Raw genomic sequence first — 23573 nt, forward strand, 5'->3', positions numbered from 1 at the left:
CATTGTTATAAATCAGTATGACGCGAAAGGTTAAGAAACTCTTCACCAACTTTATCGGAATACTGTTTAGCAATTTCCATAATGACAATACTATCTATGGATGGATTAAGTAGAAGTAAAGTACATGTTACCTGCATTAAACTAATTGCCGTTGTGTGTGCAGGGTCTACCATACCTGAATTACTTTGGCCAACAACAAGTATATCTTCTTTACATTCAGCAAGAGCTAATCGATTTCGCAAACCTTTAGAACCAGCGTGGATATTTTGACTTGCCCATTTATAGTAAGGCCTCATATGGTCTAAGCCAACATCCTTTTCGATTGAGCCAAAACCAACACGTTTAATCTCAGGGAATAAATATGCTGCCCAGCCATAATGACCTGCATAACTTTTTCCATATTTATTAACGATATCGTCATAAGCTCGTTTTATGTTTTCTAGATCGGTGGCTTTCGGACCTTTAGCTTGAAGTCTATCTTCATATTTATGGTGCTCATTCATTCCATCATAAGAATCGACTATATCGTGGAAATAAAAGCGTTCTGCACACTCTTGCCCGTGTTTAAAAATAAACATTGCTGTTGCACTAAGCTCGTGCAAAGCTCTCCAACGTGAATGAGCAGCATCAGAAAAACCATTTTTCAATAGACACAAAATTTCATTTGCAATATGACAAGATCTAGCATGATGGCGTACTAATAAATCAAAAACTAAATCATCTTTTTTAACAGCTTGAGCACGATATTCCGAATTGATGTTTTCTCCTGCTTCGGTACAAATTGCAACATGAGTCTCCAACAAATCAAATCCAGATTGCCACCGTTGAATATTTCTCTTAACAAATGAATCATATTCGTCTCGTCGATTTGAAAGCATTTCAGTTTTTGAATTTGCTAATGAGTTAGAAATAATCTTTGTAAACTCAGGAATTTGTTCTGATATTATTTTTTCAATATCGAGTTCTTCGACTTTTTCTGGATTTGCAGCTATTAAATCTTCAATTAACTTATCAAACTGATCTTGAATAACTCTCATAACCCTCCCTGATTTATAACATTTTATTCGTGCGCATGCGCGTTTACCTTGTTAAGACCAGTGAATACGCGCACAGTTAACTATCTGTATGTAATGAACTTATCAGCATTATGCTAAATACACCATCGGGAAAAACGCGCATGCGCGTTTTTCCAAACCTATTAACTAAAATTCAGTTACTATATTCACCTGATTTTATAGAGTTTTATTTATTGCGGATGGAATTAGTGCGCACTGATTTTGTCTTAAAATCATACCAAAATACCTAAATTTAAATACGACTGTATACCCATACATTGTTAGCCGATTTCTGGTAAGGCCAAACATAGGCAAATAGATAAGAATATGTATGGCAGCAGGTGTGGGAATTTTCGGTTGAGCTAACGAGCCGAAACACGGAATGGGGCATAAGCTTTTTAGATGAAGGAACCGCTAGAGGGATAGTTAAGATTGGCATTGTTGCAACAGTGACCGTTGGCGGCATGGATGCCGCCGTCGAGCCCTCAGGGATGAGTTTATGGCGTGTCACTGGGGAGACAATGACAATTCATCCTACACGCCTGACGACAAACTTATCTCGTTTTGGGGCAAAAATGAGTTAACTCAATCTATCGACAGTCATTGCACCCAGAACGGAATCTTGATGGGTTAATTAACTCCAGCCTAATCCACTCTGTTGTCATCTGCATGTCACTTAAGCTTCATCATTCAGTCAAAGCCCGTCACTAATCTCTAAGGCAGTCAACAGCCGCATAGGGTGAATATGAGATGACTGGAGCTAATTACAGGGGACTTGATCGCACGCTTATCGACGCACTTAAGACTCCCCGCAACGCTTCCCGTAACACTCCTTCCAACTCTTCCGACAATGCTCCATCCAGTGTTTACGACACTTCTTTCTCAACCCCACATATTGCCAACGCCAGCAACGCCGCAAATAACCAAACCATCACAGTCAACGCCCTCTGGCTATCGGATATCCATCTCGGTTGTAAGGATTGCAAAGCCGACTATCTGTTAAACCTATTAAATACCGTGCGTTGCCAGCACTTGTATCTGGTCGGCGATGTTGTGGATTTATGGGCGCTCAAACGCCGCCTGCACTGGCCCGAGAGCCACAATAAGGTATTGCAAAAGCTGATTGAACTGGCACAAAACGGCACTCAGGTGATGTATCTGCCGGGTAACCACGATGAGTTAATCAAGCCCTATGCAGAGCTTACGCTACTAAACATCAAGATTGCTCGCCAACATATTCATCAGGGGATTGGCGGCCACAAACTATTAATGCTGCATGGCGATCAGTTCGATGCCGATGTTTGCGTTGGCCGCTTCTACGCCATCTTGGGCGATCACCTCTACGACTTGTTGCTGTTTCTCAACCGCAACCTCCATCGCCTGCGTGAGCGTTTAGGTTACCCGTATTGGTCACTTGCCAGCTATATGAAATCACGCGTTGGCAAGGCGCAGATGGCTATAGCCCGTTTTCGCCAAGCCGTGGTGAATTATGCCCAGCACTATGATGTGGATGGCGTGATCTGCGGCCATATCCACCAGCCAGAGCTATCGATTCACGCTCGAGATAACCAATACAGTACGCCGGATAAACGCCAGATAGTCTATGCCAATGATGGTGACTGGGTAGAAAACTGTAGCCTGATCACCGAAACCTTAAACGGGGAATTACAGCTCTGCCGCTGGAATGAGCAACACTTAAACCTCGATATTCTGAGCAGTATTGTGCTGGCGAAAACGCCGCCCAAAGCGCCCATTCGAATGCCTACTCAAGCCTCAAAACCTATTCCCCCAACGGCCACAAACAGCCCCAAACAAACAGAAATCCAACCAAGGGATGTCGCCTAATCATGAATCAATTAACTCCTCATACCCCAAACACTGAATCATTAAGTCCTAACACATTAAGCGCCAACGCTTTAACTCAGAGCACGGCCAGCGGATCAGCAGCCATGCTAATGCCTACCTTAAAAGCCAGTACGATGATCTTTACCGTCGATAATGTGGTGGAGCAAAACCTGCCCGCCATCAAGGACAAACCTTGGTTAGCCAAGCCGACTAAGGCCATGCTGCGCTACCTGTTGAATGAAAAACAATGTAACGAGATAGCCAATCAATTTGCCTATCTCCAAGGGGTCGATTTTGTCGAGCAAGTGCTCGCAAGCTTCGATTTTAGCTTTACCGTGCCCGCCAACGAGGTCGAAAATATTCCCTGCGAGGGCCGCGTGGTGATCTTCGCCAATCATCCGATTGGCTCCCTCGATGCCCTCGCCCTGATTAAACTCATCAGCGAAATTCGTCCCGATATCAAGGTTGTAGCGAACGAGCTCCTGATGGCGCTCGAGCCTTTGCATTCGATCCTGCTACCAGTGCGCAATATGACGGGCGGCACGCCGAAACAGCACCTCGAAAAAATCCATCAGCATCTGCGCAATGAAGGCGCGGTACTGATTTTCCCGTCGGGGGAAGTCTCTCGCCTGCGTCCGAGCGGCGTGCGCGATACCCTGTGGCACTCGGGCTTTTTAAAGATGGCGATTTCCTGTAATGCACCGCTGCTGCCAATCTTTTTGGATGCCAAAAACTCGGCCACCTTCTACGGCGCTTCGATGATTTACAAACCCTTAGCTACATTGCTACTGGTCAAGGAGATGTTTAAACAGGCCAAGCGCAATATGCCTATTCGCATCGGCGAGCTTATCCCGAATGAAGCCGTGCGCTCAATGGATTTCCCGCTAAAGACCAAGATAAAACTGCTTAAAAATCATCTGTATCGCATTGGTAAAGATAAAGACCCGCTGTTTATTACCCAAAGCGCCATCGCCCACCCTGAGTCGCGCCGAGAGTTGCAGGCCGCGCTGCAACAATGTGAACTCCTCGGTGAAACCCAAGATAACAAGCTGATTTATTTGTATCAGCATCAGGACAGCAACCCCATCATGCGCGAAATTGGCCGCCTGCGGGAAATTGCCTTTCGCGCCGTCGGCGAAGGCACGGGCAAGCGCCGCGATATCGATAAATACGATTCCTACTACCAACATCTGGTGCTGTGGGATAAAGAACAGTTTGAAATTGTCGGCGCCTATCGTTTCGCCAGCGGCGAGCAAGTGCTAAATCGCTACGGCGACAACGCCCTCTACAGCCAATCCCTGTTCCAATATGCCGACAGCTTTATGCCCTACGTCAAACAAGGCTTAGAACTTGGCCGCAGTTTTGTGCAGCCCAAATATTGGGGCAAACGCAGTCTCGACTACCTCTGGTTTGGCATTGGCGCCTTCCTCGCTAAACACCCAGAATATCGCTACCTGTTTGGCCCTGTTTCCATCAGTAATCAACTGCCTGGCAGCGCGCGGGAGATGCTAGTGCATTTCTACTCCAAGGAGTTTGCGCCAGCAGAGCAGCTCGCGGTATCCATGTCGCCCTTTGGACTATCCAAGCAGCGCAAATTGCAGTTGGATGAAATCTATTCGGGCGAGGATTACCAAAGCCACTTTAAGCAGCTAAAACAAATGCTGGCGAGTATGGGCGCCGCGGTGCCAACCCTGTACAAGCAGTATGGCGAACTGTGTAAGCAGGATGGGGTGAAGTTTCTCGCCTTTGGTATCGATGCCGATTTTGGCGACTGTGTCGATGGCTTAGTCTTGGTCGATACCCATAAACTGAAAGGGAAAAAGTACCAACGTTATATCGGCGCCCATTTACCCGAAGACTTACGCAATCCTTTGATGGCTGAAGATGGATCCGACGAGCAGGATTAAGCATAATCCTGTTTAAGGTATTGGCTAAATAAACATCGGTCTGTTATAAGTATCTGTAATACAGTGCATTAAGGATACACATCCTTGTAAGGGTTTATCATGCCGATCATTATCGCAGATATTATGCGCACCCGAGTCGTCACGGTCGAAATGGACGATCGTTTAACCGTGGCGAAGGAGATTTTCGAGCAGGCAAACTTCCACCATCTGCTGGTGGTGGATGAATATAAACTCGAAGGCGTACTGTCAGAGCGCGACTTGCTGCGTGCTATCAGTCCGAATCTGGGCAGCAGCGCCGAAACCTCGAAAGATCTCGAAACCCTGCAAAAACGCGTCCATCAAGTAATGACCCGCAATCCGGTGACCGTAGCGCCACATGTGTCGCTCGATGTCGCCAGCCGTACCTTGCTGGAACACAATATTGGTTGTTTACCCGTACTGGAAAACGGCGATCTGGTGGGGATAGTGACTTGGAAGGATTTACTGCGAGCCTATTGTGAACACAATGAGGTGAATGAAAGCGAGTGCTAATGGCACTCGCTTTCGACTTTATAAACTAGATCGCCCAGCCGCCCATATAGAAGGCCACAAGGCCCAGCGTAATGGCGAGCACGCCTAACTTAAGCTGACGGATTTCACCGCTAAAAATGCGGCCAACCACTAAGGTCACAAAGCCAAGCATAATACCCGTCACAATGTTACAGCTGAGGATGATGAATACGGCGCAGGTTAACCCCGCCATCGCATCGACCTTGTCATTAAAGTCCAGCTTAGTCACATTGCTGAGCATCAACAGCCCCACATACATCAGCGCAGGCGCCGTAGCATAGGCCGGCACCAAATAGCTGAGCGGCGCTAAAAACACCATTAGCAGGAATAATCCGCCCACTATGGTCGCGGTTAAACCCGTCTTACCGCCCGCCGCCGTACCCGCTGCCGATTCGATATACACGGCCGCAGGTGCGCCGCCAACGATACCCGCAAACATGCTGCTGACAGAATCCGAAGTTAATGCCTTGCCACCGCCAACGATATTATCGTCTTTATCCAGCAGATTAGCTTGACCCGCTACCGCGCGGATGGTGCCGGTGGCATCAAAAATCGCCGTCATCACCAGTGCGAGTACAATCGGTAATACCACAGGATTCAAGGCGCCCATAATATCCATTTGGCCAATCAGCGAGTGCTCAGAGGTAAAATCAGGCACGGCGAATAAACCTTGGAATTTCACGCTTGGATCAAACACTAAACCGAACAGGGATAGGCCGATAATCACCAGTAAAATCCCGCCGGGCACGCCGCGACGCTCTAAACCAATCGTCGCAGCTAAACCTAGGACGGTCGCGATAACGGGCAGGCTGTTAATGTCGCCTAACTTCACGGGCAGACCCGCGTCATTGGCCACAATCAACTGCACACTGTTAGTGGCAATTAAGAGTAAAAACAAGCCAATACCGATACCTGTACCATGGGCAATGCCCTTGGGTAGGTTAGCCAGCACCCATTGACGCACACCCGTAACGCTCACGATGGTAAAAATCACGCCCATCCAAAAGATGGCGCCTAAGGTGACAGGGATACTCATGCCCTGACCTAACACCAAGCCGAAGGCGGTAAAGGCGGTGAGTGAAATCGCACAACCAATGGCCATGGGCAGATTCGCCCAGAGTCCCATCAGCAGCGAGCCAAAGGAGGCAATTAAACAGGTAGCGACGAACACGGCACCAGGGTCGAATCCCGCTTTACCTAACATATTGGGTACCACAATCACTGAGTACACCATAGCGAGGAAGGTGGTTAACCCTGCAATCACTTCTTGGCGAACTGTGCTACCACGTTGTTGAATTGAAAAAAAACGGTTCAGAAATGAACCAGAGGGTACGGCTGTTGAACTCAATTGCTCAGACATATCTTGTTATACCTTGTGATCTCTTAAAATAGGGTCGATACCAATTGGCTTAACCATTGGCGACGCTGGCTGCGGCAGATTAGAGCCCCAAATCCAATGACTTGGGTGAGAGATCCACATCATTCTCCTACATCGGGAAAAATCCATGATCTGCAAGCAGTGACGCTTTGCATCGTTAAAATGGCTTTAACGAGACAAACGCAGCCTTTGTTGGGCGCGGATAATACTGTAAACGCCGCCAGATAGCTAAGACCTCGCCAGCACTTCAGTAAATAATTAGCCAAAAAAGTCAAAATCAGTGTTTAAAAAAACACCTAAACTGCATATCAAACTGCCGATAGCGATCACAGAAATAAGATTAACGCTCTGTCAGTAAAACAAAAAGTCATCGGCTTTTTAAAATTTTCATAATTTTTCATATATTGTCAAAGCCCATTCATCCCAACAGGCAAGTCCATTCACATCTCCCCTTTATAGTGCTCCCATCAAAAATCGCTTTCGAACGGAGCTCTTCCCAATGACAAAGCCCACTATGCAAACATCGGATAAGTCCTCACGCAGCAATGAGTTAAAGGCGCTGGGATTCATCATTTTCATACTCTTTCCCGCACTGACTGTCGCGGGGATCAGTCTCTACGGTTTCATCATTTGGATGATCCAAGCCTTCGGCGGCGTTGTCGGCCACTAATTCACTGATATTTTGAGGACGCTATTATGAAGTGGTTAACCAACCTCTGGCGCACACTAAACAAACCCACAAAAGCTCTCACCTTAGGCGCTGTCAGCATCAGTGCTTTTATCATGGGCATTATCTTCTGGGGCGGATTTAACACCGCACTGGAAGCCACCAATACCGAAGCCTTCTGTATTAGCTGCCACAGTATGGAAAGCAAGCCTTACCAAGAGTTACAGGAAACTGTGCATTGGTCGAATCACTCAGGCGTGCGCGCTACCTGCCCCGACTGTCACGTGCCCCACAACTGGAGCCGTAAGATTGCCCGTAAGATGGAAGCTTCCCACGATGTTTGGGGCTGGTTATTCAACACGGTCAACACCCCTGAAAAATTTGAAGCTAAGCGCCTCGAAATGGCGAGCCGCGAATGGAAACGTTTCGATCGCGACAATTCTCTGGCCTGTAAGAACTGCCATAACTACAACTCGATGAAGTGGGAAAGCATGTCACCACTGGCGCAAAAACAGATGAAACGCGCCGCCGAAATCGACCAAAGCTGTATCGATTGCCACAAAGGCATTGCCCACCATTTACCTGAAATGGGCACGGCCCGCGCACCCGAACTCATCGCCGAAGTGGGCGCTGGCGTCAGCTCTGTCGAAACCAACCAAACCTACTACAGCGCCCTGACTAAGCCACTGTTTTTTAGTGAAAAAGGTGATGTTGAAGCCGGTACCTTAAACGTCGCGACTAAAGTCAAAGTGCTCGAAACTAAAGGTAAGCGCATCAAAATTGCTATCGATGGCTGGCGTAAGAAAATCGGCGCAGGCCGCGTGATCTACATGGATTTTGGCGTAAACATTCTGTCGGCGCAGTTAAGTAAAGATGCAGCAGAAACCGAAGGTGTTATCCAAACCTTTGAGGAGAAAGAAGACCCAATGACAGGCCTGAAATGGCAACGGGTTGAAGCCCAAATCTGGACCGATAAAGATTACTTGCTCACCGAGCTACAACCACTCTGGGGCTATGCCCGCGATACCTTCCGCTCAAGCTGTAGTGTGTGCCACACCCAACCAGATGAAGCGCATTTCGATGCCAATACCTGGCCAGGCATGTTCCAAGGCATGTTGGCCTTCGTGAATATGGACCAAGACACTCAAGCGCTGGTGCAGAAATATCTGCAGGAACATTCGTCAACCTTCGTGAAAAAAGAGCACTAATTCGGGAGTAATACCATGAACAGAAGAGACTTTTTAAAAGGCTTAGCCTCAACCTCTTTCGTTGCTTTAGGTGGCAGCTCAGTGTTAGCGCCCTTAAACGCGCTGGCCAGCACGGGCTTAAATGAAGACGAATGGCTGACCACGGGCTCACACTTCGGCGCCTTTAAAATCAAACGTAAAAACGGTGTGATTGCCGAGGTCAAAGCCTTCGATTTAGATAAATATCCAACGGATATGATTAACGGTATCCGCGGTATGGTCTATAACCCATCCCGCGTGCGTTACCCTATGGTTCGTTTAGACTTTTTACTAAAAGGCCATAAGAGCAATACTCAGCAACGGGGAGATTTCCGCTTCGTTCGCGTGACCTGGGATAAAGCATTAAAGCTGTTTAAACACTCACTCGATGAAATCCAAACCAAGTATGGTCCATCGGGCTTACACGCGGGGCAAACCGGCTGGCGCGCAACCGGGCAACTGCATTCCAGCACCAGCCATATGCAGCGGGCGGTGGGAATGCACGGCAACTATGTGAAGAAAATCGGTGACTACTCCACCGGTGCCGGCCAAACCATTCTGCCCTATGTGTTAGGTTCAACCGAAGTGTATGCCCAAGGCACCTCTTGGCCGCTGATTTTAGAAAACAGCAACACTATTGTGCTGTGGTCGAACGATCCTTACAAAAACCTGCAAGTGGGTTGGAACGCCGAAACCCATGAGGCCTTCGCTTACCTCGCGCAGTTAAAAGAGAAGGTCAAACAGGGCAAGATCCGCGTGATCAGTATCGACCCTGTGGTCACCAAAACTCAGGCTTACCTTGGCTGTGAACAGTTGTATGTAAACCCACAGACTGACGTGACGCTGATGCTGGCCATCGCCCATGAGATGATCACCCAAAAACTTTACGATGATAAATTTATCCAAGGCTATAGCTTAGGCTTCGAAGAGTTTGTGCCTTACGTAATGGGCACTAAAGACGGTATCGCCAAAACCCCAGAGTGGGCAGCGCCAATCTGCGGGGTTGAGCCACACATCATTCGCGATCTGGCGAAAACCTTAGTGAAGGGCCGCACCCAAATCATGATGGGTTGGTGTATTCAGCGCCAACAACACGGTGAGCAACCTTACTGGATGGCCGCGGTCCTCGCGACCATGATAGGCCAAATTGGTTTGCCCGGCGGCGGCATCAGCTATGGTCACCACTACTCTAGCATTGGTGTGCCTGCAACAAACGCAGCGGCGCCCGGCGCCTTCCCACGTAACTTAGACGAGAACCAAAAACCCCTGTTCGACAGCACTGACTTTAAAGGCGCGAGCAGCACCATTCCCGTCGCCCGTTGGATTGATGCGATCCTCGAACCCGGCAAAACCATTGATGCCAACGGTTCGAAAGTAGTGTATCCCGATATTAAGATGATGATTTTCTCGGGTAATAACCCATGGAATCACCATCAAGACCGTAACCGCATGAAGCAAGCCTTCCAAAAGCTTGAATGCGTGGTCACTATCGATGTGAACTGGACGGCGACTTGCCGCTTCTCCGACATTGTGCTGCCCGCCTGCACCACCTATGAGCGCAACGATATCGACGTGTACGGCGCCTATGCTAATCGCGGTATTTTGGCGATGCAGAAGATGGTGGAGCCGCTATTTGAGAGCTTATCAGACTTTGAAATCTTCACTCGCTTTGCCGCGCTGATGGGTAAAGAGAAAGAATACACCCGCAATATGAGCGAGATGGAGTGGATTGAAACCCTCTATAACGAGTGTAAAGCCGCGAACGCGGGTAAGTATGAGATGCCAGATTTTGCCACCTTCTGGAAGCAAGGTTATGTGCACTTTGGTGATGGCGAGCTGTGGACACGCCACGCCGACTTTAGAAACGATCCTGAAATCAACCCACTAGGCACGCCTTCTGGCTTGATTGAAATCTTCAGCCGTAAGATTGAACAGTTCGGTTATGACGACTGCCAAGGCCACCCAATTTGGATGGAAAAAGCCGAGCGTAGCCATGGTGGCCCGGGTTCAGACAAATATCCTGTGTGGCTACAATCTTGCCATCCGGATAAACGTCTGCACTCACAGATGTGTGAATCGAAGGAATACCGCGAAACTTACACAGTCAACGGCCGCGAACCCATCTACATCAGCCCTGTGGATGCCAAAGCGCGCGGCATTAAAGATGGCGATATAGTGCGCGTCTTTAACGACCGTGGCCAACTGTTAGCAGGCGCCGTGGTATCGGAACGCTTCCCTAAAGGCGTTGTGCGAATTCATGAAGGCGCATGGTATGGCCCAGTGGGTAAAGATGGCAGCGTCGAAGGCGGAGCCGAAATCGGTGCCCTGTGTAGCTACGGTGACCCAAATACTCTGACCTTAGACATTGGCACCTCTAAGTTAGCTCAAGCCTGCTCAGCCTATACTTGTCTGGTCGAGTTTGAGAAATACCAAGGCAAAGTCCCTAAGGTCAGCTCCTTCGATGGCCCTATCGAAGTCGAAATCTAACCGAGCCCACAAGGCTATGCGCCTAGTTAACTAGGTGCATGCCACTGTTAATCTTGAGGAACATGCGATGAGCAACGTCGATATCAATCATGCCAGAGCCTTAGTGTATCAGCTGCTGTCTTCTCTGTTTGCCCGTGAAATTGATGAGCAGCGCCTTAAGCAACTCACCAGTGAGCAAGCGCAGCAATTCTGGACACAACTGGGCTATGCGCCCGAGTTTAGTGCGCCAGTGGCCAGCATACAGAAGGTGCTAAATGGCTTAACGAGCGATGAAGCCTTGCTCGAACTTGCCGCCGATTATTGCGGTTTATTCCTCGTAGGCACGAAGCACAGTGCCTCGCCCTATGCCAGCCTGTACTTGAGTCGCGAGGAAGAACCCTTGCTCTTTGGGCAGCAGCATCAACAAATGAGCGAGTTTTTACACCAGAGCAAGCTGCAAGTGCAGAGTCACTTCCCTGAGCCTGCCGATCACTTAGCCGTGATCCTCGCCTATATGGGACACTTAACTTGTCACAGTGAAGATGCCGCCCAGTTAAACTTCCTCAATGCTTGTATCGACTCATGGTTAGCCAAGTTTGTCGCCAAGGTCGTTGAGTGCGATAGCAAGCACAGCAATGGCTTTTACAGCGCCCTCGCCACACTCACCTTAGCTTGGGTGCAGCAAGATAAACAGCAGTTAGAACAGGGAATGCATTAATCGCCATAAGCATAAAGCCCGATTAGCGTTACACCTGAGTCGCGTTAAACCTGAGTCGCATTAAGACTCAAAGTAATAACTCATGTCTCGTCCTGGAATAAGTTAACGAAATGCGGCTCCCATGGGAGCCGCTTTTTTATCACTCGATTTGCATAGATTAGGCAAAATACATGCAGTTAAAGACGACTCACTAATAGAGTTAACGTCTTGTCGCGAATCCTTTGCTGCTAATCCAGTGTTGCGAGCCACTGCTCAAGCGCTGTTATCGACGCCTGCCAGCAAACGGTTAATTCAGTCACTGCCTTACTATCCAATACATTTTCCCCTGTGGTGTTTAGTGCTTTCTCCCACTGCTGACAGCACTGAGTCAGTGCTTTTAGCCCCATGCTGGCACTGCTACCCTTAAGCGCGTGCAATAGTTTTGCGCCCTCGCTGATATGCGCCACAGAGCTTAGCGCCGAGAGTTGCTCCATTTGCTCAGTACTGGATGTTCGATAGAGCGCTAACATATCACTCACGGCTTTCACACCTAAGACCTCAAGATCTTGCTGTAACTGGTTAAGATCTAACAAGGTTTCAGCTTGATGGTTATGGCAGGCCGGCTCAGCCTTATTCACCGATTGAAGCGATTGTGCCGAGTGCGGCGATGACTCACTTAGTGAAGCTGGTAGTGAAGCTGGCACACGCGCAACACCTAACCATTCTGTCAGGGTTTGCAGGCTCAAGGGTTTAGTTAACACAGTATCAAACCCAGCCTCCCGATAGAGGCTAAGATCCTCCGTCTGCATCTGCGCGGTAAAGGCGGCGAACTTCACACTCTCATTAACAACGTCATTGGTCAGTAATGCCTTTAGCTGTGGTAATAATGCTAGCCCTGAACCATCACTCAGTTGGATATCGAGCATCACAGCATCGAATGCCTTATCCGTTCTCAAACACTCCAGCGCCTGCTGGCAACTGACGGCCAAGCTGGAACTGTGGCCTAAATGCGCCAAAAATCCTTGCGCGACCATGGCATTGACCTTGTTGTCTTCGATCACTAACACCCGCTGGGGATTAACCCGTTTTTGAACCTCAGTTTGCGTATCGAATGCCTTATCACACGGGGTAAAGCTCAGCTCAAAACCAAACTCGCTGCCCTTGCCTGGCTCGCTCTTGACCCAAATGCCCGGCCCCTCGGTATCCATCAGTTCAACTAACTGTTTGCAGATGGCAAGCCCCAAACCAGTCCCACGGCTGCGCCCCTGATTAGGCAATACGCAGTAAGGCATAAATAATTGCTCGCGCACCTCGGGCGCAATCCCCACGCCGGTATCGGCCACCACAAAGGCTAACTTATCGCCTCGAACGCTGACATTGAGACTCACGCCGCCTTCGGGGGTGAATTTAATGCCGTTACCAATCAAGTTAAACAGTACCTGCCTCAGCTTAGGGCCATCAATCTGGATACACGCGGGTAACTGGGGACGATTAAGTCTTAGACTCAATCCCGCCAAATTGGCGCCCGCTACCATGATCGCTAGGACTTCATCGAGCAAGGCGTTGATATCCGTAGGCCTAGGCTCATTGGTTAAATTGCCCTGCTCGAGGCGGGAGAAATCGAGAATATCGCTCAGCACGGTTTGCAGCAGCGTGCCGCTGTATTGCGACAGCGCGAGCATCTGTTGCTGCGCGGGCGGTAACTGGCTATGGCCGAGCAAGGTAAGCGTACCGAGTAAGCCGTTGAGCGGGGTGCGAATTTCATGGCTCATGGTCGCTAGGAATTGGGATTTTGCCTGACTCGCCTCCTCGGCAACGATTCTTGCCTTAGCATGGCCTTTGGCCTCCGCATCAAGGCGCAGGTTAGCTTCGGCCAATTCCTGTGTGCGCGTGGCCACGGTTTGTTCAAGGGCCTTTTTATGCTCGGTCAGCTCATCGGCGACCAGACGTAAATCCGCCTGCAATTTCAGGTTGTGGGCTGTTTTTCGCTTAAATGCCTCGATGGCATTGGCCATGGCGGTCAACTCATCGTCGCCGTGGGCATCGAGGCTCACATTGGTGTCCCCTAAACTTAAGCGCGACATAGCCTCGGTCGCCTGATTTAACCTCAAGGCAATGCCGCGATAGATCACCCGATAAACCACGACTGCTATGATAACCAACATTAATATGCCCGTGCCCCACAACCCCAAGCGGGCGTAAGACAACTGCATTAAATAATCACTACGCGCCAACTCCGCCCGCTGTTGCTGTTGATTAAGCGCACTGTCCACCCGCGTATTGAGGCTATAGAGTTTTTCCGCTAACTCCTGCTGCTGCCGCTGTTGGCGCTGCAGGCTTTGGCTTAGTTCTCGCTGTAATTTAATGATTTTTGGGGTATGGAGAAGAATAGCCAGCTCCGCCTTTAGCGCATTGAGCCTGCCGGGGTCGCGGATAAGCTCAGTCACTGTGGTGAGCGCCATTAAATCGATACCCACCTCTGCCGTTGGCGCCTCAGTGGTCGCCAGCTCGATAGCCGTCCCTTGTTTTGGATGATCTGGATGATTCTGTGCCATGGGGTGCGATGGAGCAGTGCTGGCAAAGGTGGCCAATAAACGGGGAACACTCAATTGCAGTTCGGACTGTAATTCGGATGCCTCAAATAACTGACTGAGCAGCGCAATTTGATGCACTAACTTGAGCGCTCGGTTGAGCTGCTCCTGCACATCTAACTCTCGCTCAATCACATCATCGAGTAATTGGCCACTGCGTTTATCTCCCGCTATATCCGGATAGGCTTGGCTGAGTTTTGCCAAAATCGCCGAGTCGACAACCGCCAATTCGGATTGCAATAACTCAGAGGCGCGGCCTGCGGCAACCGATAATTCGCGGGCCCTAAGCTGTAACTCATCGCCTAAGGTAATGCGCTGGCCCACGCTCTTACCCAATAAGGTTAATTGCTCGATGATTTGCCCAGCTAATACGGATAGATGATTATCTTCGTTCACGTCCAGTGTTAGTAACACTTTGATGCTATTTAACATTGTAGCGCTTTCAAGGCTGAGCTTACGGCCGATAAATTCCCGCTGCCGCTCGTCCTCAACTTGACCTAACTGGGTCACGCCATCGGATAAGGCATTAGAGGCCTGCACTAATTGGCGCGCGGCTTGAGAGGCGGGTAAGGATTCTTCATACAGATAACTGTCGGCCTGCTTGAGCCAATGCAAACTCAGGCTACCTAAGCTAACCAGTAGCAACAGCAATACCCCAAGCACACCGAAGGCGAGCATGAGTCTGCCAGTTAAACTACTTCGCGATAAAGATAAAGGCGCCACACTTGTTCCTTCTGTTACAATGCCTTCGAAATGTTCACTGTGGATGATACGAGACAATGGGAAAATTTTGGCAAGCTTTGCTCACACTCACCACTTTTGGCCTGTTATGTTTATCGCCTGCCAATGCCAACAGCCAAACTTGGCCATTAGAGCAACGCCATCCCTTTAATGCCAAAATTCAGCAGTCGCAGGCGCTTGATTATCATCCTCTCACTAAAGCCCAACAAGCTTGGCGTCTATGTGTCCTCGTCCCTCACCTGAAGGACGCTTATTGGATTGGCATCGATTATGGCCTAATCCAACATGCCAAATTCCTTGGCGTATCTTTAGATCTGTTCGAAGCGGGCAGCTACTACCATCAGGATAAGCAACTCAAACAGTTACGCACCTGCATGAGCGGTGACTACGACGCAATTTTACTCGGCGCAGTGAGCCCCAATCTGCTCGAACAGTTTTCCGAGCCGCTAACCAAACCCGTGCTCGCCCTGGTGAATAAACTCAATTCAGACCAAGTGCAGACCCATATCGGCGTTAACTGGTATCAAATGGGGCTAAGTGCGGGCCATTTTATTAAAGCGGATGCCAAGGCACATACGCCAACCCAGCCGACCACCTTGGCCCTCTTAGCCGGCCCTGAAAACCTCGGCGGCACCGATTTAGTCGAGCAAGGGATTCGTCATGCGCTTGAAGGGAGCAATGTTAGCATCAGTGCGATTCAGCACGCCGATAACAATCGCAATCTCTACCGCGATCAACTACAGATACTGCTAAAAGCCCAGCAGCCTAACTATATTCTAGGTAGTGCGGTGGCGATAGAAGCCGCCGTTAGCACTCTCAAACAAAAACAGCTGACGCAAGATATCAAGCTGGTGAGCAGTTACTTATCCCCCGCGATTCTGCGCGGCTTGATGCGGCAAAAAGTGGTCTACAGCAATGATGATCTGGTCGTGTTGCAGGGCAAACTCGCCATCGATGTTACGGTAAAACAGCTCGAAGGCGCCGCACCTTTTGGCGATATAGGTCCAGCTATCGTTGAGCGCACCACCTCAAAAAATACCCTGTCGGCACTTGGCTTTAGCCTTGCAGAAGCGGATTTTTATCCCTTGTATCAAGTGCGCCCTTGAGCGCTTAACACAAGATCTAAGTTAGAGATCAGTCATCCACCTTAGCGGCAAATAAATACCCCTCACCATGGACAGTGACAAAGAGCTCGGGATTGAGCTTATTACGTAGACGGCGGATAATGACATCTATGGTTCTGTCATTCACATCATGATTGCGATGACTGGTTTGCTGCATTAAGCGCTCGCGGGAAAGTACCTGCTGCGGATGCAAAGCAAAGGCGGTTAATAACTCAAATTCGGCCTTAGTGAGCTTGATAAGCTCCTCCCCTTGCCGCAGCTTACGACTATTTAATTCAAGCTGATAGCCTTCAAAACTTATCAAATCATCGGGCTGTGATAATTCCTGCACCAGCGCCTGTTCGGCTTGTTTTACCAAAGAAATCCGCCAAAGCAGATTTTTTACCCTCACCAATAGTTCCCGCAGTTCGAAGGGCTTAGTCACATAATCATCGGCGCCCATCTCCAGGCCAACGATTTTATCAATCGATTCATCACGGCCAGAGACTAAGATAATCCCCACATGGGAGCGGCTGCGTAACTCGCGGGTTAAACTTAAGCCATCGACCCCAGGCAGGTTAATATCTAACATAATTAAATCGATATGTTGACGATTAAACTCGTACCACATTTGCTCGCCATCGGCAGCCTCAATCACACGATAACCTTCCTTTTCAAAGTATCCCTTCAATCGCGCACGAATAACCGCTTCATCATCGACAACGAGCACACTATAGGCCATGTTCTACTTCTCTTATTTTGCTTAACTGAATTATTCATACTTTTTCATATTTGCATATGAAGGAAAGGTAAAATATGCGATCTGCGTTGCTTTATTGCACAAAAAACTGCCGAGCTTTTACACTCTCCTCAATATGACATATGCTTAGGCATATTGATTGGTGTGGGCGCTAACAAACTATGAAAGATAAAGAATTAGTGATTGATGAAAGACGACATTTTTCACGGATCCTCTTTGCCGCAAGTGCGTCAATACACCAAGGTGAAAAGCAATGGCAAACCTCAATATTGGATCTCAGCCTAAATGGTGCTTTAGTGGAAGAACCCGCAGGATTTAGCCATTCAGATGAGCCTATCATCCTTAACTTTACTCTGCAGGGCTCCGATATTGAGCTGCAAATGGAAACTGAGTTGGTGCATCAACGTAATCACCAACTTGGGCTTAAATGTAACATTATCGATGTCGACAGCATCAGCCACCTCAAACGCATCGTTGAGCTTAACTTAGGCGATGCCTCAATTCTGAACCGTGAATTGGCGCTCTTTGTCGAAAAACATCATTCCGCCGATTAAACACCACGGATAGTGATTGGGTGGTACGGGCTTGACTCCCGAGTAAAAACAAACAGCGCTTAAGGCGCTGTTTGTTTTTTAGATTAGATTGCTTCAAGGGCTTCTGATAGCTTGGAAACGCCCACCACTTCCATTCCCACTGGCGGTTTTTTCGGCACGTTCGCTCGAGGTACTATTGCTCGTTTAAAACCATGCTTAGCGGCTTCGACTAAACGTTCTTGCCCATTTGGCACAGGTCGAATTTCGCCAGATAAGCCCACTTCACCAAACACCACTAAATCACTCGGTAAAATATCGCCACGAAAACTCGATACCATAGCCAGTAGCAGGGTTAAGTCGGCACTGGTTTCGGTTACTTTAACCCCGCCGACCACGTTCACAAACACGTCCTGATCCGACATTTGTAAGCCACCGTGGCGATGCATCACCGCAAGCAACATGGCCAAACGGTTTGCATCCATCCCCACTGCCACGCGGCGCGGATTGGACATGGCAGAATTATCCACAAGCACTTGCAGTTCAACCAGTAACGGGCGCGTACCTTCCCACACCACCATAACCAAGGAGCCCGAGGATTCTTCCTCGCCGCGGGAGAGGAAAATTGCTGATGGATTAGCCACTTCCTTCAGGCCACGTTCCGTCATGGCAAATACGCCCAGCTCGTTGATCGCCCCGAAGCGGTTCTTGTGGGAGCGCAAAGTGCGATAACGACTGTCGCTATCCCCTTCAAACATCACCGAGCAATCGATACAGTGCTCGAGCACTTTTGGCCCGGCGAGGCTGCCATCTTTGGTGACATGACCCACCATAATAACAGCAATGCCATTTTGCTTGGCGAAACGGGTTAGATAGGAGGCTGATTCACGTACCTGCGACACGCTGCCGGGACTCGACGCTACATCGCTCATATGCATAACTTGAATAGAGTCGACAACGATGACTTTTGGCGATTCTTTCAGGGCGACTTCGCATATCAGCTCCACACTGGTTTCGGATAACATCCTCAGTTTATTAGTTGGCAAGCCAAGACGATGGGCCCGCATCGCCACCTGCTGGAGCGATTCTTCCCCAGTAACATAAAGCGCGGGCATTTGCTCGGCTAAATGACATAGGGTCTGAAGCAGCAAAGTACTCTTACCAGCTCCGGGATGACCGCCAATCAAAATCGCCGAGCCAGGCACGATGCCGCCTCCAAGTACCCGGTCGAGTTCACCAAAGTGGCTCACTATACGTGGCAAGGCATTGAGATCAATTTGGTCTAAGGTTTTGACTTCGCTACTGCCTGCACCAGCGTAACCGGCAAACTGAGTCCCCCGTCCGGGCGAGGCGGCACCTAAACGCACTTCAGTTATCGTATTCCACTCGTGACAAGCACTGCATTGCCCTTGCCAACGGGGAAAATCCTGTCCACACTCATTGCACACGTACGCGGTTTTATTCTTTGCCATAACTTATTAAAATCTGTATAAAATCAATTTAAGTAACTGTGAATACTGCCGACATTAGACTAACACAGCACGCATAAAATCAGCATTAGAAAAGACCACTACATGAGTTTAGATAACCATAGTGCACTCATAGAACAACTCAAGCCGCTGCTCATGGAACCTAACTTCCAGGAGATTTTCCAGCAGCTGACTGTCGATGAAAACAATTCCACCCGTTTTTTATTAAAAATGGAGTTGAATCGTTTAGCTTCGCCCTGCACGCGGATTATTGACCTTAGGGATAAGTCAGAGTTGCCCTGTAGTGAAGTCATGCTGGGTCAGCAGCGCCATTTTCTCGATGAGCCAGCTAAACATAGCCTGCAAGAGGCCATGTCCTTATACCGTAACAAATACACTTTAGGTGTATATGAATACGTCATCGCCGCCCATCAACTTCGGCGACAAAAACTACGCCAGGTGACACAACAAAGCGATACCGTCGAACTCGAACCCTTTATGGTGCCAGGCGTTGTACTCGGCAGTTATTTTAATCGCACTGAAGAGCGGATGAATTACAGTATCCGCATTGCCGTTTCCCAACCTGGCAGACCTGAAATGCCGGGGATCACCGTTGATTTATCCATTGGTGGTGCGCGCATTCGCTTGGCGGCGAATCATCCTTTTGACCTCGATAAACCGCTAAAGGTAAAGCTTCTCGAGCTAAGTGAAGAATATTATTACCCCGATCTACAACTTGGAGTCGATTACCACATTGTTGATAGCCAAACTAATGGTGAATTTATTTGGTTAAGATTGAAGCGTATTGGTGGCACTGATGCGCTAGGCGAAATGCTGGGCAATTTGATTCGAGGCTATAAACTCCGTTATAAACTCGATGTTAATGACGTATTAGTAACCGCATCCGGCCTTGGATTCGAGCGTCATTATCTGCCGCATTTGCCACATTTACCGTTATTTTTGAATCAACAAACCCAATCAATTAGCCATATGCTGCTGAGTCGAGATAATCAGCAGATAGTGCATTATTTTCAAGATGAGAACGATATCAGCCAGTTACCAGCAATGCTGACATCAGCACGGCTTTCTGCGCTACTTAGCCATCCCGAAAATCCTGACTATGGGTTATTTTTTACGTTTACCTACAACGCCCAAGGCTGCTTGTATTTTTATTCGGCAACCTTAGCCGAATTAAAAGTTAAGGGCTTGGTATCATTGTTTTTAGGTTTTGCTTCAACCAAACCAAGCTGGCGTATTTTTAAACTGGTTCCAGATAAAATTTACCATGCTAAAGGCTATCGCCGAGCGACCTTGCCAGGGGATGAAGCTAAATACAGCCCACTGGTGGAGCAACAATTAGCCCAGTTCAGCCATATGCTACAACTTATCGATCTGACCAACGAGGATGAAAGAGCGACCTATAAAGCCTGGCAAGACGATAGTAATGCGAATGCGCTAAAAGCTTTCGGCCAGCAACGGCTCAGCACCCACCAAATCAAACCGATTGCAATGCAATTTAGTGAGCGGCGGCAGGAAGCACGCTTCGCCTTTAAAACCTTAGTCAATGTCTCGCAGGGAGGCCTAAAAGCAACAGGAATCACCTTAGATATCTCAGGTCGTGGCATGCAGCTCACACTCGACAATCCCACGGCGTTTGTAACTAATAAACCCTTAATGATCAGTTTACCTAAACTGCAAACCATTGCCGGCAAAACTCAACTCGAGAATTTACCCTACCGCTTAGTTCGAACCCGTAAGAATGGCGTCACGTTACATTTAGCCGCTGTCATGGGCCATACGCCCCATGTCGGTGTCGAGTTTTTAAACAAATTAATCGCCCACAATAAAGAAAAGCTAGAACAACTCACTGAAAATAATAGTGAAGCAAACGAGCTTGCTGATGGACTTAAAAATATCCTATTACGCGAACTCCATTCTGTGCCCTACTTCGTTGAAAAAACGACTAAATCAGCACAAGTGGCTTGCTTAGGCGTCAGTACTGAACATGATGAAATTAGTGATATTTTTGCCGCGGGTTCTTCAGATACGTTGCAATATAACCTCGCTCCGCTGCTCAAGGATGGTTTTTTTAAACGGGATATTCTCGAGCCCATCCGCCAAATGAAACCCCAGCAGGATATGGATTTTATTGAAGTCTTTATTCAACTGACGCGTCAGTCTCGCGGCCGATTCCATTTAAAATGTATACCCGCTATTGAAGTCGGTGATGCTCAAGCTAAAGTCGCATTTATCACCCAAAGTAAATTGGCCGGACGTTTTATGGCGCTACGAATTTATCGAGGTGCCACCGAAAAACCGGATATGGGGTATCTGCGCCGCGAATTGGAATATATCAATATCCATGCAAATCACAGGGCAAAACAACTTGAAGATCAGCTCTGGCGTATTATCGGTGTAGGTGAATTGCTGGATATCACCCAAGAGGTGGAATTAAGATATCCAGTGTTACATAAACAGGCCTAACTTATTCCTCGTCTTTTAATACCGCGAGTTCAAAGCCTAAATACCAATCCCGGATCAGCGGAAAATGGTCACTCATCGCATTCAGATGAGTCAGCATATCCGCATGGCCATAGTCGTGTTTAAAGCCGTTCGCCTTTGAGAGCAAAGTGAATTTCACTTGGCGAAAGCCACACTCAGAGATCATATCGGCGACATCTTCAGGATGCCCAAGCACAGTATCGTTTTGCCCCGCTATAAACCAAGCGACGGGCCAGTTGGCTACCTTCGCCGCCTTAGCATAATCAAAACCGTCATCGTGATCGCGCCACTCACCTCGCACCCAATCGATACTTTGATTCAATGATGCCCGACTCTCGTTATCCATACCTACACGCAGTTTATCGGCGGCGAGATATCCCTGCCCAACCGCTAAACTTGGGGCAAGGCGATTCCAAAACACATCGACCATCAACCATTTTTTGAAAGATTTGACGCGAATAGTGCGTTTACTGCCGAAGGTGAGTAGTGAACGCACACTTTGCTGCAGTTCAGGGTAACGCGCTAAGGCGCTCGCCATCAACACGCCACCCCAGGAATGGGCGCACCAATGCACACGTGAGGGGGATATTTTCCCCTGTTCCTGACAGGCCTGATTATGAATATTCAAAATATACTGCTGTACTAATGGCAATTGCTCACGGATCACCTCACCTTGTCCTAAGGTAAAATCTCGACTGATTTTTGGTAAACTTAATCCTCGTCCAGCGGTATCGAGCACATAAACCACAAAACCCGCCTTAGCAAGAAAACATCCCAAACCACGACCGCTTTGGCTGTAAAAAACCCGGCCATTTGACATAGCGCCATGCAACATCAGGATCGGCGGTTTAGAAAAATCAGCAGTAATTGGCAACAACTGGCGCAGGTGTAACTGTCCATCCCGATAAGGAAGATAGAGGGAGGTTTGTGAAAATGTTTGAGCAGAATGCTCATCTGGAGTTGAAGTCAAAGTCAGTCACTGGTAGTCCATTAATGAACACTAAACTACCAGTTAAGCCTCAAAAAACAAGAGTCATTACTCTAATGTCACCACATAATCGACTGAGACACTTATTTAAAACTGCAATAGATAAGGCAATACTCTAAGGTCCAAACTACGGATCCGAGCATCTGCTGCGGCGGCAAGTTTGGGCTTGGCATGGAAGGCAATCCCAAAGTCAGCCGCCTGCACCATAGGAATATCGTTAGCACCATCACCTATCGCCACACGTTGCCCCACTGGGATTTGCCATTCTTGGCTACAACGGTTGACCACATCGGCCTTAAACTGGGCATCGACGACTTTTCCGGTGACGGCTCCCGCCAGCTGACCGTCAGTTATGACTAATTCATTGGCAAAGGCCGCATCTAAATTCAGCAGCTGTTTTAAGTGACCAACAAACGGCGTGAAGCCTCCTGAAGCCACAACGAGGCGCCAATGATGCGACTTAAGCTCGGTCAACATGGCCTCAAGACCCGGCATCAATGGCAAAGTGTCACACAAGGTTTGAATAATCTTGGCATCGGCGCCCTGAAGCTGGGCAACCCTTTGGCGCAGACTCTGCTCAAAATCGAGCTCCCCCTGCATCGCGCGCTCAGTGATCGCCGCCACTTGCTCGCCGACCCCAGCCATCGCGGCAAGTTCATCGATACATTCAATTTGGATCGCGGTAGAATCCATGTCCATCACCAGTAAACCGGGCTCGCTCAGTTTAGGTAATGGGCCGTGAATTAAATGTAACTCCACCTGAGATGGACAGGTTGCTAACAATTCAGCACTGGGTTCTACAGGCAGCGCTAATTCGACGCAATGCAGTGCCACTTGACGACGAATAGGTGCGATGGAGAGCGTGGTTAATTTGAGACTTTCAGCCAGAGAAACAATCCAAGTCGCAAGAGAGTCTTCAAGACTTAAATCTTCGTAAATCAGACGCATAGCAAATACACTCAGGGATGGCCGCGTAGACGATTCCTGATAAGCCTCGAAACTGAGCCCCTGATATTCAAAACGAGGTAAAGGGTTAGCTGCTAACCATACAAACAGCGGATTTTGGTTCAAGCTTTCCATAGGACTCGTGTTCTCCAGC

18 protein-coding genes are annotated in these 23573 nt (G+C 48.6%); 11 read left to right on the forward strand and 7 right to left on the reverse strand.

All coding sequences use genetic code 11. The features are described from left to right. Positions 1-5 precede the first annotated feature (5 nt). Positions 6-1037: a DUF5677 domain-containing protein gene (locus KXJ80_RS18040; protein WP_218737194.1), complete on the reverse strand. Its 1032-nt coding sequence runs from the start codon at positions 1035-1037 to the stop codon at positions 6-8. 359 nt (positions 1038-1396) lie between these two features. Here KXJ80_RS18040 and KXJ80_RS18045 point away from each other — a divergent pair, with 359 nt between their 5' ends. From KXJ80_RS18045 to KXJ80_RS18060, 4 genes are all read left to right on the forward strand, one after another. Continuing rightward, entirely contained in the window at positions 1397-1639 is a 243-nt protein-coding gene (locus tag KXJ80_RS18045) for a hypothetical protein (RefSeq protein ID WP_256931058.1), read from the forward strand. A 166-nt stretch (positions 1640-1805) separates the two neighbouring features. Next, complete coding sequence (locus KXJ80_RS18050; protein WP_218737195.1) at positions 1806-2900, forward strand: UDP-2,3-diacylglucosamine diphosphatase; 1095 nt, start codon at positions 1806-1808, stop codon at positions 2898-2900. Between the two features lie 134 nt (positions 2901-3034). After that, positions 3035-4807 carry a bifunctional ornithine lipid synthase OlsF gene (olsF, locus tag KXJ80_RS18055; protein ID WP_502956072.1) on the forward strand — a complete coding sequence of 591 codons (1773 nt, stop codon included), beginning with the start codon at positions 3035-3037 and terminating at the stop codon, positions 4805-4807. A gap of 99 nt (positions 4808-4906) precedes the next feature. Beyond that, positions 4907-5338, forward strand: a complete 432-nt coding sequence (locus KXJ80_RS18060) for a CBS domain-containing protein (protein WP_055647269.1) — start codon at positions 4907-4909, stop codon at positions 5336-5338. 25 nt (positions 5339-5363) lie between these two features. Here KXJ80_RS18060 and KXJ80_RS18065 read toward each other — a convergent pair whose 3' ends face one another. Further along, positions 5364-6716 (reverse strand): NCS2 family permease, encoded by a 1353-nt coding sequence (locus KXJ80_RS18065; protein ID WP_037415303.1) that lies wholly within the window; start codon positions 6714-6716, stop codon positions 5364-5366. Positions 6717-7233: 517 nt separating this feature from the next. Between KXJ80_RS18065 and torE the strand changes: the two genes are divergently transcribed. From torE to torD, 4 genes are all read left to right on the forward strand, one after another. Beyond that, entirely contained in the window at positions 7234-7404 is a 171-nt protein-coding gene (gene torE, locus KXJ80_RS18070) for a trimethylamine N-oxide reductase system protein TorE (protein WP_011621844.1), read from the forward strand. Positions 7405-7430: 26 nt separating this feature from the next. Beyond that, complete coding sequence (gene torC, locus KXJ80_RS18075; protein WP_218737197.1) at positions 7431-8609, forward strand: pentaheme c-type cytochrome TorC; 1179 nt, start codon at positions 7431-7433, stop codon at positions 8607-8609. Positions 8610-8624: 15 nt separating this feature from the next. Further along, entirely contained in the window at positions 8625-11114 is a 2490-nt protein-coding gene (gene torA / locus KXJ80_RS18080) for a trimethylamine-N-oxide reductase TorA (RefSeq protein WP_188870217.1), read from the forward strand. A gap of 67 nt (positions 11115-11181) precedes the next feature. After that, positions 11182-11811, forward strand: a complete 630-nt coding sequence (gene torD / locus KXJ80_RS18085) for a molecular chaperone TorD (RefSeq protein WP_218737198.1) — start codon at positions 11182-11184, stop codon at positions 11809-11811. Between the two features lie 227 nt (positions 11812-12038). Here the strand turns inward: torD and torS are convergent, their stop codons facing one another. Beyond that, a complete protein-coding gene (gene torS / locus KXJ80_RS18090; RefSeq protein ID WP_218737199.1) occupies positions 12039-15104 on the reverse strand; it encodes a TMAO reductase system sensor histidine kinase/response regulator TorS in 3066 nt (1021 codons plus the stop codon). A 56-nt stretch (positions 15105-15160) separates the two neighbouring features. On the opposite strand from torS, the gene torT reads away from it, so the two are divergent. Further along, positions 15161-16228, forward strand: coding sequence for a TMAO reductase system periplasmic protein TorT (gene torT, locus KXJ80_RS18095; RefSeq protein ID WP_259474483.1), 1068 nt, complete (start codon positions 15161-15163; stop codon positions 16226-16228). A gap of 28 nt (positions 16229-16256) precedes the next feature. On the opposite strand, the gene torR is transcribed toward torT, so the two are convergent. Further along, positions 16257-16967: a two-component system response regulator TorR gene (gene torR, locus KXJ80_RS18100; protein WP_037430273.1), complete on the reverse strand. Its 711-nt coding sequence runs from the start codon at positions 16965-16967 to the stop codon at positions 16257-16259. A 179-nt stretch (positions 16968-17146) separates the two neighbouring features. Here torR and KXJ80_RS18105 point away from each other — a divergent pair, with 179 nt between their 5' ends. Continuing rightward, positions 17147-17539 (forward strand): PilZ domain-containing protein, encoded by a 393-nt coding sequence (locus KXJ80_RS18105; protein WP_086024078.1) that lies wholly within the window; start codon positions 17147-17149, stop codon positions 17537-17539. A gap of 83 nt (positions 17540-17622) precedes the next feature. On the opposite strand, the gene radA is transcribed toward KXJ80_RS18105, so the two are convergent. After that, positions 17623-18987 (reverse strand): DNA repair protein RadA, encoded by a 1365-nt coding sequence (gene radA, locus KXJ80_RS18110; RefSeq protein WP_037415324.1) that lies wholly within the window; start codon positions 18985-18987, stop codon positions 17623-17625. A gap of 102 nt (positions 18988-19089) precedes the next feature. Here radA and KXJ80_RS18115 point away from each other — a divergent pair, with 102 nt between their 5' ends. Next, complete coding sequence (locus tag KXJ80_RS18115) at positions 19090-21468, forward strand: PilZ domain-containing protein (protein ID WP_218737201.1); 2379 nt, start codon at positions 19090-19092, stop codon at positions 21466-21468. A 1-nt stretch (position 21469) separates the two neighbouring features. Here the strand turns inward: KXJ80_RS18115 and KXJ80_RS18120 are convergent, their stop codons facing one another. Continuing rightward, positions 21470-22456, reverse strand: coding sequence for an alpha/beta fold hydrolase (locus KXJ80_RS18120; protein ID WP_218737202.1), 987 nt, complete (start codon positions 22454-22456; stop codon positions 21470-21472). A gap of 105 nt (positions 22457-22561) precedes the next feature. Then, the gene (gene serB, locus KXJ80_RS18125; protein WP_218737203.1) at positions 22562-23554 is read right to left on the reverse strand and encodes a phosphoserine phosphatase SerB; all 993 of its coding nucleotides are present in this window, start codon (positions 23552-23554) and stop codon (positions 22562-22564) included. Between the last annotated feature and the right edge of the window lie 19 nt (positions 23555-23573).

The organism is Shewanella xiamenensis, from assembly GCF_024971755.1.
In the GTDB taxonomy this organism is placed as follows: Bacteria; Pseudomonadota; Gammaproteobacteria; order Enterobacterales; family Shewanellaceae; genus Shewanella; species Shewanella xiamenensis.